Source organism: Bacillus sp. FSL R5-0434, assembly GCF_038004745.1.
Lineage (GTDB): Bacteria > Bacillota > Bacilli > Bacillales > Bacillaceae > Bacillus > Bacillus halotolerans.
This window is the reverse complement of sequence record NZ_JBBORV010000001.1, coordinates 3,946,348-3,959,937: the sequence shown is the minus strand read 5'-3', so window position 1 is coordinate 3,959,937 and position 13,590 is coordinate 3,946,348. Positions and strand designations below refer to the sequence as shown.

Sequence of the window (13,590 nt, the reverse complement as noted above, 5' to 3'; positions counted from 1 at the left end):
TGACAGCTGTTTTAATTAATTCGGGAAAGACACAATTTATTTTTACAGCGACAGTCTGAATGTGTATACTTTCACAAAAGCATACACATACGGTGATAGTGGACAACTGCTAGCATTCACGCAAAATGGCAAGAAATATTTCTATCACTACAACGCACAAGGTGACGTCATTGCAATCTCAGACAGCACGGGAAAAACCGTTGCCAAGTATCAATATGACGCATGGGGAAATCCAACAAAAACCGAAGCAAGTGATGAAGTAAAAGACAACCGCTACCGCTACGCAGGCTACCAATACGACGAAGAAACCGGCCTGTACTATCTCATGGCCCGCTACTACGAGCCAAGAAACGGCGTGTTCCTATCGCTCGACCCAGACCCGGGCAGCGACGGAGACTCATTGGATCAGAATGGGTATGCTTATGGAAATAATAACCCAGTGATGAATGTTGATCCGGATGGGCATTGGGTATGGCTTGTGGTAAATGCCGGGTTTGCAGCCTATGATGGGTATAAGGCATATAAATCAGGTAAAGGGTGGAAAGGTGCTGCTTGGGCAGCTGCTTCTAACTTTGGTCCTGGGAAGATATTTAAGGGTGCTAAGAGGGCTTATAGTTTTGCTAATAAGGCAAAAAGAGGTTGGTTTAATAAAGAGTCTTGGCATCATATAAAAGATAGACACGGTCCAAAGCGCTCCGATAAAAAATATGGAAAAAAGGGGAAATTCAAGAGTAACAGAGCTTTGAAACGAACAACAAGAAGTACATTAAGATCAGGGAAAGCACGTAAAGGACAATATGGTCGTACAGTTTACGAAAAGACTTTTAAAAGATATGTTGGAGTGAATGGTAATAAAAGAAAAACTAAACGTGTTCGAGTTATAAGAGATAGGAATGGGAGAATAGTAACAAGTTTTCCATATTAATTTGTAATAGAGCTGCTTTTAAAGGCAGTTCTTAACGTACTAGAGACTAGGGGGATATAATGAAAAAATTAATAATGAACAAGATAAAAAAGGAAGTAAATGAAGGTTGTTTTTTTCATGTGGATAATCATGAACGCATGTACATCGGGAAAAAGGATAAAACAGGAATTATAATTTCGATCTTTGATTTGTCCGGCGATATCCGGAGATTTGAAATTAATGAACAAATTCTGTGCGAGGATATTATATTGTTTCAACAGAGTTCGGATGACCGTTATGTATTTGTTTACTCTAAGCTGCATGAGTATAAAGTTAAGGTGTTTTCAGCAGATGGAAAAGAACAAAGTGTATTTTCTCTGCCTTCAGGGGTTTCCTGCTGTCTTTTGGATGAAAAACAAAACCTATGGGCCGGTTTAAGTGATGAAGGTATTTATGGTGACGAAAACCCCAGTGAACAAAGTTTGCTGTGCTTCACTTTAGACGGACAATTAAAGGAAACTCACATTGATCAACAGCTTTCAGAAATATATGCGCCCGTGGTAGATGACTGCTATGCACTTGCAGAAAAAGATGGACTGATATACATGCTGTACTACTCTTATACAGTCATTGCCGCATTTGATGAGACGGACGTGAGACGAGTGTGGATTGTTTCTGATAAAGAATATTCTGGAGTATATGACCAGCTTGCAATTTCAGATGACGGGTTTTGGATATGCAAAGATGAACATTCACTGTCCCTCATTCCGGCTGATGTCAGTCTGCCGATACAAGAGGTGAAGTGCTGTGGTCCAGACGGGCGGGAGCTCTCGGTACAACAGCTGAAACTGACAAGTAATGCTATTTATGCAATATCAGACTCGGGGATCTATAAGAGGGATATCAGAGAGGGAAAAGCAAATGAATGAAATATCTTTTTGGCAGCTTATTGACCAAGCTTGCAGCAAGGAAGAACCTAATGAATGGCTACGTGATGAATTATTGAAAAAAGAAATCAATGAGATCGTTGATTTTGAATTTATGCTTCAGACATTTATGCACAAAAGCTATCTGTCCTCACTATGGGCGGCAGCATACATCCTCATGGACGGTTGTTCAGACGATACGTTTGATTATTTTCGCGGATGGCTGATTGCCCAGGGCAAAGAGACATTCGAAAAAGTGCTGGATGATCACGAGTATTTGGCAGCATACATCACGGAGGAAACGCTTGACGAGGAAGGCTATCCGCAAAATGAAGACTTGCTGTCGGTGGCGACAGAGGCGTTGACATACAAGAAGACTGGTGACGATGATTGGGATGATGAAGTATACGATGAGCTTTTAGATACGCTTGAACAAAAGGGGCTTGCCGAACCAGAAGATATTGAATTGGATTGGGAAGAAGAAGATTTGCCTGAAAGGTTTCCAAAACTGTGGGAGCGTTTTGGGGAAAACCCGCTAGGTGAGTTTTAAGTAGTAGAATATGAAGCTTGTATCAATAAGCGATACAAGCTTTTTTAGAACAAATCTGAATGATAAATGACAAAGAAAACAAGAGAAAGATTAATCAAATGAAAAAACTTGAGAAATTGACGGTGGAGGGATTGCGGCTCGTGCAAAAAAGATTAATCGAAAAACTCGATGAGAATAAAAGACGTTTGTTGAAAAGCGAAATCAAAGATAAACTAGTCCCTTGCGCAGAAAGAGGCTTCAGTTATCGCTTTGCTGATCTGCCGAGAAGTAAGCAGTTGCTTGAGATGGTTTTATCAAATTCAAAACCAGCCAACACCCGTGAGGTTGATGCTCTCGGAAAAACGGAAGCGAAACAGCTGATCTTGAAAACATCTCAGTCCTATGTTGCCTATGATGACAGGGACGTTCTGCTGTTTCATCAATACAGCAACGAAATTGGTGCATTAGTTTGTACCTTCGGAACATGTCTCGAGCACCTTGATGGCTTATTGGAATGTATTGAGTTCGACAAAGGGCTTCTCAATCATAGTTTTATTTTGGTTGAGCCCGAGTGTCAGTTTGGTTTATGTATATTGCACACGGAATACGGTTGCGAGCTTGTTTATTGGTAGATGCTTTCCTAGGAGGAATCCTTTTGGAATGTATCTAATCAGTACGGTGCTTTGCATACTATTAATAAATCATTTAATACTTGAATACGTGGTGATCAAATTGAGCGAGCCAAAGCTAATAGAATGCATAAATAAAATCAAAAGTGTCTTAAATGGACAAACAACAAGAGAAGAAGTGTCAGGTTGGGCGGGCACTTATGTTTATGCTGATGATTCCGAGGTAGAGGACGATAGAGTCTGGGATATGTTAATCCTCCTAAGCGGGATTGATTTGAAAGATTCTCCTGAAGCTTATTTGCATTCAACAGATGATTTAAATGATTGGATCAAACCATATACGGAGTAATTAGTTTTTCTGCTTGTTGCAATGCGTTAATGGTTAAAACGAGGTAGGAGACGACAATATACAAAACAATTAATGATTGGGTTGATTATATAGATGAGGGGTGCAGTGTCCTTCATTTAGGTTTTAATGTGTTTAAAAAAGAGCTCACCCTTAATATCAAGGTTTTTGAAGGTGAAGGTGAATATACGCATAAGATATTATTTCAAAATGTGGCATCCACTCATTATAGTGCAGATGTTGGTGACATGAGATTGGAAAAAATAGATCCGGAAGAATATAATTGGAAAATATTTGAGCTCAGTTATCACCCAGAAGGAATCGGAAACATGTCGAATTCTAACATTGAACACTACCATTCAAACGCTAATTTTCTTATAAATATGAACAGCATGTTAATTGCGATAGAAGCTGAAACAGTTCGCTTTGATGATCAATCGTTTTATGCATACCAATTGAACACTAAATAAAAAAAGAGAGGTTGTCAGCCTCTCTTTTCTTACTTAGAACATAACAGCAGCCAGACGAAATGTAAAAGACAACGTCATCGCGATTTAAGACTGAATTGGAAAGTAGCTTTATATCAAAACGTTAATGAAACTAGGCTGTCCGTTACTAATAGTTAATAAATGGCTTATTCTTATCACTTCATTTCTAACCTGGGAGCATAACAAATGAAAAAATTAAAAATGAATAAAATCATCAACATTGACACCCAAGATTGTTTTTTTCATGCCGATGCACAAGGACGTGTCTACATTGGAAAAGGGGTGAAAGATGATCTCACTATTTCAATCTATGATCCTTCCGGTGTTGTTCAGGATTTTAAAGTGAAAGAGCAGATTACATGCAGCGATATTCAGCTCTTTCAACAATGTGCAAATGGCTATGTTTTCGTTTATTACGATTCGCATGAGCCGAAGGTAAAGGTATTTTCAGAAGAGGGAAGAGTGAGAAGTGCTTTTTGTTTGCCTTCAGGGGTCTCCTGCTGTCTTCTTGATGAGAAGCAACACTTTTGGGTCGGTTTATGTGATGAAGGCATTTATCATGATGAAAATCCCAAGGGTGATAGTGTGTGGTGTTTTACGTTAGATGGTAAGCAGAAGGAAATGTATATTGATAGAAAGCTTGAAGAAATGGATGCACCGGTTGTAGATGAATGTTATGGGCTTGTAGAAAAAAACGGATTGATTTATATGCTGTATTACGGAGATGCAGTCATTGCCGCATTTGATGAAACGGTTGTGAGAAGGGTGTGGATTCTGTCGGATGAAGCACCTAAATCAGAAGTGTTTGATCAGCTCACAGTAACTAAAGAAGGTTTTTGGATCGGGACGGTCAACTGTTACAGAGCAGACCTTAAGCCGTCTCTTTATTTGATTTCTGCTGATGTGAGTCTGCCGATGCAAGAGGTGAAGTGCTGTGACTCGAACGGTGAAGCCCTAGACGTTCAACAGCTGAAACTGACAAGTAACGCTGTTTACGCAGTGACTTCTTCTGGTGTTTATAAGCAGGATATCCAATAAGGTGTTGATGAGATCATGATGAATTGGCGCACTTTAAGTCAGACAAAACAAGACAGCAGCTGGTCAGAAGTGAACCAGCTCATAAGATGGAAGCCTGGGGAAGCAGATGTCATCACATCATCCCGCCTGATCCATATCGAGTGTTTGATATCTCAAGCGGGATGAGCAGTAAAGCTGGTCATAATGATGTGAGCGGAGTGCTGAGTGATTTAGAGAATTCTATTTTAAAAGCATTTCAATCATGTACTGAAAAGAACGATGTGATGTACGCATTAGACTGGCAGCATGACGGCTATATCTTTAGCCCTCACCAGACAATGCCTAAGGATGAATTTGGCGAATGGCCTGTTCCGGTATTTCCAAACGGAGACTACTATTTCTTTTTTCATCAGGGCTTTTCTTGGGGGCTTTTGGGTGATCCGTGGAAATGTACAATCACTGTGTTTGGTGAAGAGTTATTGAAGGCGATAGATAAATATCCGCCTATCCTGTTTCAAAATAGATGAGTTCATGTGTCGGATGGAGGTAATCAGCATGTTTCAAAAACTGAGAAAGAGACAGCAGGAGCTTGAAGAAAAGCCGTATCCTGATGAATTGTACGGCTTTGAAGCGGAAATATATGAGTTTTTTATGCTTGTTGCCGGCAGTCTGGGTTATGTGCTGGCGAATAAAAGGATGCCCCGGCATCAGCGGTATTCGTTGGAGAAAAGCTTTTTTGAGCTGTATCCTGACATCCCGCTGGATATGATCAAACACGATACTGATTTGTATCATCACATTCTTTTGTACGAGCAAGTCAGACAAGAGATTTGCGCTGCGCTATCCAACTAATAAGGAGGATTTTATGGAAAAAACCTCTATAAGCAGTATTGGCAATTTGGACATGATCGAGCTTAAGCCTGACCAAACCGTTATGTCATGCGAACTTGGAGATGCCGAGTCTTTTTATCGTTTTTGGCAGGGGCTTGCCTATGAGCAAATCATGATACAGGTGATAACGGCTGGTTCATTTATAGAAGACCTGTCAGAGTTTTTCAAAGGCTATGATTACAAAGTGACGAAGCTGGCGAAAAGGCAATTTCATTTCCAATGCGTAGTACATGAAACAGACCGGGGCATTGCAGATTTTCTCTTTCTGTTAGCTTCCATCAATGATGATGTTTTTCTGATCACTGACCCTCAACCGAAAAACTATCTTTCCGAAGGCAAACTCCAGTGCCTAACGGACTCAGGCGAACGGATCATGTGGTTTGAATACGATGCTGCGGAGATCTATATGGTTGGCGATGAAACATAAAAGGAGGAGGAATCCATATGAATATCACACAATACGAGAAAATGAAAAAACATCTTTCTGATGCGGATACAGGTCCATTTACATTAAACGAGTTTTCTTTCTATATGAAAGCAGATGATCGTTATTTTCATATTCCTGTGTTTGAATTAAAACTATCCGCTCAAACCTGTGACATTCATTTGCGGTTTGAAGACATCAGTGCATCGAGACTGGATGATCTTGAATCCATCGATAGGATTGAATTGGAGATTTTACCGACTGATGATCAATGGGAAAGGCTCCGTTATTATGTGTATGATCAAGAAAACCAAATGAGTTTCTATTGCGGAGGGTGGGATGTAATCAAGTGTGACAAGAAGTCACACTGATTTTCCCCACTTTCCAAGCGTTCTTGCTTTTGTTGCCGCATATGTCACGAGAAACGGGATAGTCACAATCAGAAAAAACAAAGGCACCCAATTTGATAATCCGGTTACATAATGGATTGTAATGGACAAGAGAGTCAGGAAGCTCAAGGTGCAGGTGACGTTTCGAACGTCTTTTTCGCTTCTTTTATATTTCTCTCTCAGGGTGGATTGATCACTGTATATCGGCGAAGTCCCGGGCACAGCCGAAAAGATATGCATACCTTGTGAAGAGCAAACACGTTCCCACCCGGCCGCTTCAAACATCTCGGTGTATTCCTCTAAGTTTTCTTTCTCAACATCATGATAGTCAATGCTGTATATCAACTTCCGCGGCTCAGCTTTTCTAAGCTTATACCCCATAAACGCAAAAGAATCGAGCACCCATCCTTTGCTGGCCATATCACTTAGTCTCTTCATATCCTTTTCTTCTGAAAACGCCAATCCTTCAGACATCATATATTTTTTCTGTTTCATGATGAATCCCCTTTCAATTGTTGAAAAGCGCGTTCGCCGTGTTCCGCCATCATTTTTCTGCGCTGCATTTCTTTTTTGAGTAATTCTTGGCCGTGCAGGGTGGTCTGGTACACTTTGCGGCGCGGGTTGTCGTTGTTGACAAGCTCAATGATCTCTTCCTGCAATAATTTCTTTAACAATGTATATAAGGTAGCTGGGCCGATCGTAAAGGAGGCATCGGTCATGTCTTCAATCTCCTGCATGATCGAATAGCCGTGTTTTGGCTCCAGCAAGGTTAAGACAATATAATAGGCTGGATCGGTAAGCTGATCCATTTCCTCCGGACGTTGCTTTGGCAAACGGTCACCTCATTTCTTATATCAACTAATGATATATCAATAATTGATATAATAAAATCTTCCTTTTCCTTTGTCAATGCAATTTTTTTCTGCGTTCAGTCATCATAAAGAAACAATCACCGAGTATGCATTAATGAATGCGTTTTCATAGAGGGGGATTCTTAATGAAAAAATGGATAACGGCGGGTTTTGTGATGATGTTAATGTTGGGTTTCAGCGGGGCGGAGAGTTTGAAGGCGTCTGAGCCGAAGGTGTATCAGTTTGACTTTGGGAGCGGTTCGGTTGAGCCTGATTACATTGGGGTAAGGGCGTCTGACCGTTATAACCCATCAAAGGGCTACGGTTTTCAAACGCCGGAACATATGAAGGATGTGGCGGCATCCGGGACGGGCGTGAAAAGTGATGCGGTTCAATTTTTGGCGTATGGGACGAAAAGCGACAACACGTTTAATGTGGATCTTCCGAATGGTCTTTATGAGGTGAAGGTGACGCTGGGCAATACGGCGAGGGCAAGCGTGGCGGCGGAGGGTGTGTATCAGGTCATCAATATGACGGGAGACGGTGCGGAGGATACGTTTCAAATTCCTGTCACCGACGGGCAGCTGAATCTGCTGGTGACTGAAGGCAAGGCGGGTACCGCTTTTACGCTCAGCGCCCTAAAAATCAAGAAATTGTCTGATCAGCCGGTGACAAACCGAACGATCTATATCGGCGGCGATTCGACGGTGTGCAATTATTATCCGCTCAACAGCAGCAAGCAGGCGGGCTGGGGGCAGATGCTGCCTCACTATGTCGACAAGCGTACCTTTCAAGTGAGAAACATGGCGTCAGGCGGGCAGATTGCGAGAGGGTTTCGAGATGACGGTCAGTTGGAAGCGATCTTGAAGTACATCAAACCGGGTGATTACTTTATTTTGCAGCTCGGCATTAACGATACAAATCCGAAGCATAATGAATCTGAAGCGGAATTTAAGGAGATTATGCGTGATATGATTCGGCAGGTGAAAGCAAAGGGAGCGGAAGTCATCCTTTCAACACCTCAGGGCCGGGCGACCGATTTCACTTCTGAGGGCATCCATTCGTCTGTAAACCGATGGTACAGGGCTTCTATTTTGGCTTTGGCCGAAGAGGAAAAAACACATCTCATTGACTTGAATGTCCTCAGTTCGGCATACTTTACATCGATCGGTCCGGAAAAAACGCTCGCGCTTTATATGGATGGAGATACGCTTCATCCGAACCGCGCGGGGGCCGATGCACTGGCGCGATTGGCCGTTCATGAACTAAAAAGACAGGGGATTGATGGCTTCTAAAACGTCATTTTTCGGCAAAACACATACGATGCCGTAAATTAGAGTATAATGAGAACATCTGCAAGAGACAGGAGTTTATACATGAGTCATTTTAAAAACTATCAAATCAGTCATGACATTTTACGAGCATTGGAAGGACTGGGGTATACAGAACCGACCGAGGTGCAGCGAAGCGTGATTCCGGCAGCCCTTGAACGAAAAGATCTTGTCGTCAAATCACAGACGGGAAGCGGGAAAACGGCTGCGTTTGGCATTCCTCTCTGCGAGCTGGCGGATTGGGACGAAAATAAACCGCAGGCACTGGTGCTGACGCCGACCCGTGAGCTTGCCGTGCAAGTAAAAGAGGATATCACGAACATCGGAAGATTTAAACGAATCAAAGCCACAGCTGTGTTTGGAAAATCATCTTTTGATAAACAAAAAGCCGAGCTGAAGCAAAAAAGCCATATCGTTGTCGGCACACCGGGACGCGTCCTGGATCATATTGAAAAAGGCACGCTGCCGCTGGATCGCCTTTCCTATCTGGTCATTGATGAAGCGGATGAGATGCTGAATATGGGCTTCATCGATCAGGTGGAGGCGATTATCAAGCATCTCCCGGTTAAGCGCACAACGATGCTGTTTTCTGCGACACTGCCAGAGGATATTGAGAAATTAAGCCGCCAATATATGCAAAACCCAGAGCATATCGAAATCAAAGCGGCCGGCCTCACCACAAGGAATATTGAACATGCGGTGATTCAAGTCAGAGAAGAGAATAAGTTTTCTTTGCTGAAAGATGTACTTATTACTGAGAACCCTGACAGCTGCATCATTTTCTGCCGGACGAAAGAGCATGTGAATCAGCTGACCGATGAATTGGATGACTTAGGATATCCATGCGATAAAATTCACGGCGGGATGATTCAGGAAGACCGCTTTGACGTCATGAATGAATTTAAAAGAGGCGAGTACCGTTATTTAGTCGCGACAGACGTCGCCGCGCGGGGGATCGATATCGAAAATATCGCCCTTGTCATCAACTATGATTTGCCTCTTGAGAAAGAAAGCTACGTACACCGTACTGGACGGACAGGCCGAGCCGGAAATCAGGGAAAAGCGATTTCATTTGTGGCGCCGTTTGAAAAGCGGTTCCTGACTGAAATAGAAGACTATATCGGATTCGGGATTCAGAAATTAGAAGCCCCATCCCAAGAGGATGTCGCAAAAAAGAAACCGGATTTTCTCGCTAAACTGAAAGACCGTCCGGCGATCAAAAAAGACAAGAGCGAAGAGCTGAATAAAGACATCATGAAGCTGTACTTTAACGGCGGAAAGAAAAAGAAAATCAGAGCCGTTGATTTTGTCGGAACGATCGCTAAAATCGACGGGGTTTCTGCTGATGACATTGGCATCATTACGATCATGGATAACGCCTCGTACGTGGAAATTTTAAACGGAAAAGGCCCACATGTTCTCAAAGCCATGAAGGATACAACCGTCAAAGGGAAAAAGCTTAAGGTGAATAAAGCGAATAAATAAAAAAACGGCCTGCTCCAGTCAAAGGAGCAGGTCATTTTCGTGATGGCTGACATTGGTGCTGTTTTCTTCCGGCACAAAGGCAAGAATCACAATGCCGATCACAAACAAAATGATCAGGCTGAACACCGCGGTCGATGATTTTCCGGTAAGCTGGGCGGTAACGGCGATGAGCAGCGGCCCCATAATCGAGGCGAATTTTCCGAAAATGTTGTAGAAGCCGAAGAATTCATTTGCATGGTGTTTCGGGACGAGCTTGGCAAAATAGGAGCGGCTTAATGCTTGAATGCCGCCCTGCGAGGTGGCGACAAGCATGGCTAGAATCCAGAAATCAAACGTCGTTTCCAGAAAATACGCATATACGCAGACAATCATATATATGACGATGCCAACGTACAGCATTGTTTTCCCTGTGAAGCGTTCCGCCAGTCTTCCGTATAAAATGGCAAACGGCGCGGCGACGACCTGAGTGACAAACAGGATGATCAGGAGACTTGTGGAGCTGATGCCCAAATCTGACCCGTAAGAGGTCGACATCGTAATAATGGTGCCGACTCCATCGATATAAAAGAAATAAGCGAGCAGAAAGAGGAACAGCGCCCGGTACTGCCGGATCCGTTTCATCGTTTGCCCGAGGCGTTTAAAGCTGTTGGCTATGATGCGGGGTTCTCTTTTGATGTAATAGCGCTGATGAACGTGTTTCAGCATCGGAATGGTAAACAGTCCCCACCAAGCGGCCGTTATAAAAAAGGACAGCTGGCTTGCGGCAGACACGGACATCGGAATCGTTTCTGCTTGTGCGAGCAGGATGACGGCGATGCTGAGGATAAATGGGATCGTGCTGCCGATATAGCCTAAGCCAAAGCCGCGGGCGGAGACGAGATTCATCCGTTCCTCAGGCGTGACGTCAACGAGGAAGGCGTCGTAGAATACATTGGCGCCGGAAAAACCGACAGCCGATATGGTGTAGAACAGCAGCAATAGCAGCCAATGTTCACTTGGAATAAATGCAAGCGCCGCGGTACTGGCGACACCGGCTGACACAAAGAAACCGAAGAACTTTTTTTTGCAGCCTTCATAGTCGGCGATGGTTCCTAAAATCGGGCCGAGCATGGCGAGAATAAAGGTAGAAATCGCTATCGTATAACCTAAATAAGCAGTTGATTGAGCAGCGCTGACACCGCCTTCCGCAGCGGCTGATTTATAAAACAACGGAAATACCGCGGTTGTGACGACAATGGAATAAGCAGAGTTTGCCCAGTCATATACAACCCAGCTGTTTTCTTGTTTCGTAAAACGTTTCATCTGCAGAGCCCCTCCCCAGTAACGATACTTCTATTGTACGAGAAACCGCATAGAAAAGGATGGAACCGTGGTCAATTTTTACAAAATGTTTATGTTCTATATAGGTCAAATAATACTTTTGGTTTATTGCTGACACATCATATATCTGGTACGATTTAACTATATTTTGCCGCATTTTCCAGAAGGGTTTCAGCAGAGAGGAGACAGAGCATGAGGCGAATAGGCTTGTTGATAAGCCTGCTGGTCGCTGTTCTTGCGATGAGCGCATGTGAAAGCGAAAGCAATGTTCAGAACGCTGCCCAACATGATCAAAAGACGATCAAACAAAGCATGATAAAATCACTGGGCAGCAAGAAAAAGCAAGACTTTCAGACCCTATCAAACGATATGCAGCTGGCGGTTGTTTTCAGTTCTATGGTACACGTAAGCGAGACGTTTGATTATGGGATCGGCAACCCTGAATATTTCATTCGCAGCAGCATGACAGAAGAGGAAGCAGACATAGCGAAGAAAAATCTTGAATCCATTAAACTCGAAAACGGGCGGCTCAAAAAACAAAACAGCGAGGCATTCGCAATGCTACAAAAAACCCGCAATCAAGAAAAGAGCCGCAATGAGAATCAGCAGCTTAAAGACAATAGAGACACCTTTTTTGAGATTACCGGCAGCATGATCGCGCTCATCAATCAGGTCACCCCGAAAAACGCTAAACAAACAAGAAAACAGCTGGATCAGCTGAAAAAACAATATACGAAATACAATGCCGAAAGCATCAACTTAATGAATGGCATAGTCAAGAAGCAGGGGGCAGATAAGGAATCCTTTGAACGCCATCTTGAGGCGCTGCTTCAGAAACAGAGCGGGCAGACGGTGCTGAGTGAAGTATATTGACCGGATCGCTGCTCTTTCCCTGAAGATATTGACCTAGTACAAAAAGAATGTACAATCAAGGTGTAGTCTGTTCTTAGCTGATTGGAGGGACATGTCATGAAGATTGCGAAGGTGATCAACAATAACGTAATTAGTGTGGTCAATGAACAAGGGAAAGAATTGGTCATCATGGGCAGAGGGCTCGCATTCCAAAAAAAGTCCGGCGACGAGGTCGATGAAGCACGCATTGAGAAGGTGTTCACTCTCGATAACAAGGATGTATCAGAGAAATTTAAAACCCTTTTGTATGAAATACCGCTCGAGTGTATGGAAGTGTGTGAGGACATTATCAGCTATGCGAAGTTACAGCTTGGCAAAAAGCTGAACGACAGCATCTACGTGTCGCTGACCGATCATATTAACTTTGCCATACAGCGCAATAAAAAGGGCCTTGATATCAAAAATGCTTTGCTGTGGGAAACCAAACGGCTGTACAAAGATGAGTTTGCCATTGGCAAAGAAGCGCTGCACATGGTGAAAAACAAGACAGGTGTTTCCCTTCCGGAGGATGAAGCAGGTTTTATTGCCCTCCATATCGTGAATGCCGAACTCAATGAAGAGATGCCCAATATCATTAACATTACAAAAGTGATGCAAGAGATTTTAAGTATTGTAAAATATCATTTTAATATTGAATTTGATGAAGAATCGCTGCATTATTACCGGTTTGTCACTCACCTGAAGTTTTTCGCGCAGCGTCTTTTTAACGGAACCTACCTGGAAAGCCAGGACGATTTTTTGCTGGAAACGGTGAAAGAAAAATATCATCGCGCGTATGACTGCACGAAGAAAATCAAAGCGTATATGGAACAAGAATATGAACACAAACTCACCAGGGACGAGCTGCTGTACTTAACGATTCATATTGAAAGGGTCGTCAAACAAACATGATGAAAGCGTTGACATTTTTGTTTTCGTGTGTTAATTTTTTCTCACATCAATATATTATGATTTTAGGATTGTTACTGATAAGCAGGCAAAACCTAAATTACGATGAGTGCGGAGGATCTCTGTCTGTGCTGGTGGTAATTTAGGTTTTTATTTTTTTCAGGGGATGGTGATGGTGCAAAATTGAAGAAAAATCGAATGATGAAGTTTTATAGGATTGTTACTGGTCAGCAGGCAAAACCTAAACTACTTGTTCCTAT

At 42.9% G+C, this 13,590-nt stretch carries 15 protein-coding genes and 4 pseudogenes; 16 read left to right on the top strand and 3 right to left on the bottom strand.

Going from position 1 to position 13,590, the window contains the following annotated elements:
• Positions 1-22: 22 nt before the first annotated feature.
• The 12 genes and pseudogenes from NYE43_RS20605 to NYE43_RS20550 form a co-directional block, all read left to right on the top strand.
• Positions 23-925 (top strand): annotated as a pseudogene (locus NYE43_RS20605) (RHS repeat-associated core domain-containing protein); the annotation flags it as partial.
• Positions 926-984: 59 nt separating this feature from the next.
• Positions 985-1,833, top strand: coding sequence for a DNA-binding protein (locus tag NYE43_RS20600; protein ID WP_268496414.1), 849 nt, complete (start codon positions 985-987; stop codon positions 1,831-1,833).
• Positions 1,826-2,380, top strand: a complete 555-nt coding sequence (locus tag NYE43_RS20595) for a DUF4240 domain-containing protein (RefSeq protein ID WP_168749160.1) — start codon at positions 1,826-1,828, stop codon at positions 2,378-2,380. The genes NYE43_RS20600 and NYE43_RS20595 overlap by 8 nt, the downstream gene beginning before the upstream one ends.
• A 140-nt stretch (positions 2,381-2,520) precedes the next feature.
• Positions 2,521-2,991, top strand: a complete 471-nt coding sequence (locus NYE43_RS20590) for a YxiF family protein (protein ID WP_216394757.1) — start codon at positions 2,521-2,523, stop codon at positions 2,989-2,991.
• Between the two features lie 28 nt (positions 2,992-3,019).
• Entirely contained in the window at positions 3,020-3,337 is a 318-nt protein-coding gene (locus tag NYE43_RS20585; RefSeq protein ID WP_263463436.1) for a hypothetical protein, read from the top strand.
• Between the two features lie 56 nt (positions 3,338-3,393).
• A complete protein-coding gene (locus NYE43_RS20580; protein WP_263463437.1) occupies positions 3,394-3,804 on the top strand; it encodes a YxiG family protein in 411 nt (136 codons plus the stop codon).
• A gap of 204 nt (positions 3,805-4,008) precedes the next feature.
• Positions 4,009-4,335, top strand: a pseudogene (locus NYE43_RS20575) (DNA-binding protein); the annotation flags it as partial.
• A gap of 72 nt (positions 4,336-4,407) precedes the next feature.
• Positions 4,408-4,860, top strand: a complete 453-nt coding sequence (locus tag NYE43_RS20570) for a hypothetical protein (protein ID WP_095712771.1) — start codon at positions 4,408-4,410, stop codon at positions 4,858-4,860.
• Between the two features lie 15 nt (positions 4,861-4,875).
• Positions 4,876-5,366: pseudogene (locus NYE43_RS20565) on the top strand (DUF2716 domain-containing protein).
• Between the two features lie 28 nt (positions 5,367-5,394).
• Positions 5,395-5,691 (top strand): YxiJ family protein, encoded by a 297-nt coding sequence (locus NYE43_RS20560; RefSeq protein ID WP_024123391.1) that lies wholly within the window; start codon positions 5,395-5,397, stop codon positions 5,689-5,691.
• A gap of 13 nt (positions 5,692-5,704) precedes the next feature.
• Positions 5,705-6,157, top strand: a complete 453-nt coding sequence (locus tag NYE43_RS20555) for a hypothetical protein (RefSeq protein ID WP_326230224.1) — start codon at positions 5,705-5,707, stop codon at positions 6,155-6,157.
• 17 nt (positions 6,158-6,174) lie between these two features.
• Positions 6,175-6,303: pseudogene (locus NYE43_RS20550) on the top strand (hypothetical protein); the annotation flags it as partial.
• Positions 6,304-6,516: 213 nt separating this feature from the next.
• Here the strand turns inward: NYE43_RS20550 and NYE43_RS20545 are convergent.
• The gene (locus tag NYE43_RS20545; protein ID WP_101859729.1) at positions 6,517-7,038 is read right to left on the bottom strand and encodes a DUF2812 domain-containing protein; all 522 of its coding nucleotides are present in this window, start codon (positions 7,036-7,038) and stop codon (positions 6,517-6,519) included.
• Positions 7,035-7,376 carry a PadR family transcriptional regulator gene (locus NYE43_RS20540; RefSeq protein ID WP_024123387.1) on the bottom strand — a complete coding sequence of 114 codons (342 nt, stop codon included), beginning with the start codon at positions 7,374-7,376 and terminating at the stop codon, positions 7,035-7,037. Before NYE43_RS20540 ends, NYE43_RS20545 begins: the two co-directional genes overlap by 4 nt.
• A 164-nt stretch (positions 7,377-7,540) precedes the next feature.
• On the opposite strand from NYE43_RS20540, the gene NYE43_RS20535 reads away from it, so the two are divergent.
• Both NYE43_RS20535 and NYE43_RS20530 read left to right on the top strand, forming a co-directional pair.
• A complete protein-coding gene (locus NYE43_RS20535) occupies positions 7,541-8,689 on the top strand; it encodes a rhamnogalacturonan acetylesterase (RefSeq protein ID WP_341062569.1) in 1,149 nt (382 codons plus the stop codon).
• A gap of 81 nt (positions 8,690-8,770) precedes the next feature.
• Positions 8,771-10,210, top strand: coding sequence for a DEAD/DEAH box helicase (locus NYE43_RS20530; RefSeq protein WP_024123385.1), 1,440 nt, complete (start codon positions 8,771-8,773; stop codon positions 10,208-10,210).
• A gap of 18 nt (positions 10,211-10,228) precedes the next feature.
• Here NYE43_RS20530 and NYE43_RS20525 read toward each other — a convergent pair whose 3' ends face one another.
• Positions 10,229-11,512, bottom strand: coding sequence for an MFS transporter (locus NYE43_RS20525; RefSeq protein WP_024123384.1), 1,284 nt, complete (start codon positions 11,510-11,512; stop codon positions 10,229-10,231).
• Between the two features lie 210 nt (positions 11,513-11,722).
• Between NYE43_RS20525 and NYE43_RS20520 the strand changes: the two genes are divergently transcribed.
• Together NYE43_RS20520 and licT are read left to right on the top strand one after the other, a co-directional pair.
• Positions 11,723-12,403, top strand: a complete 681-nt coding sequence (locus tag NYE43_RS20520; RefSeq protein ID WP_101859732.1) for a hypothetical protein — start codon at positions 11,723-11,725, stop codon at positions 12,401-12,403.
• A gap of 96 nt (positions 12,404-12,499) precedes the next feature.
• Positions 12,500-13,333, top strand: coding sequence for a BglG family transcription antiterminator LicT (licT, locus tag NYE43_RS20515; protein ID WP_024123382.1), 834 nt, complete (start codon positions 12,500-12,502; stop codon positions 13,331-13,333).
• The last annotated feature ends 257 nt before the right edge of the window (positions 13,334-13,590 follow it).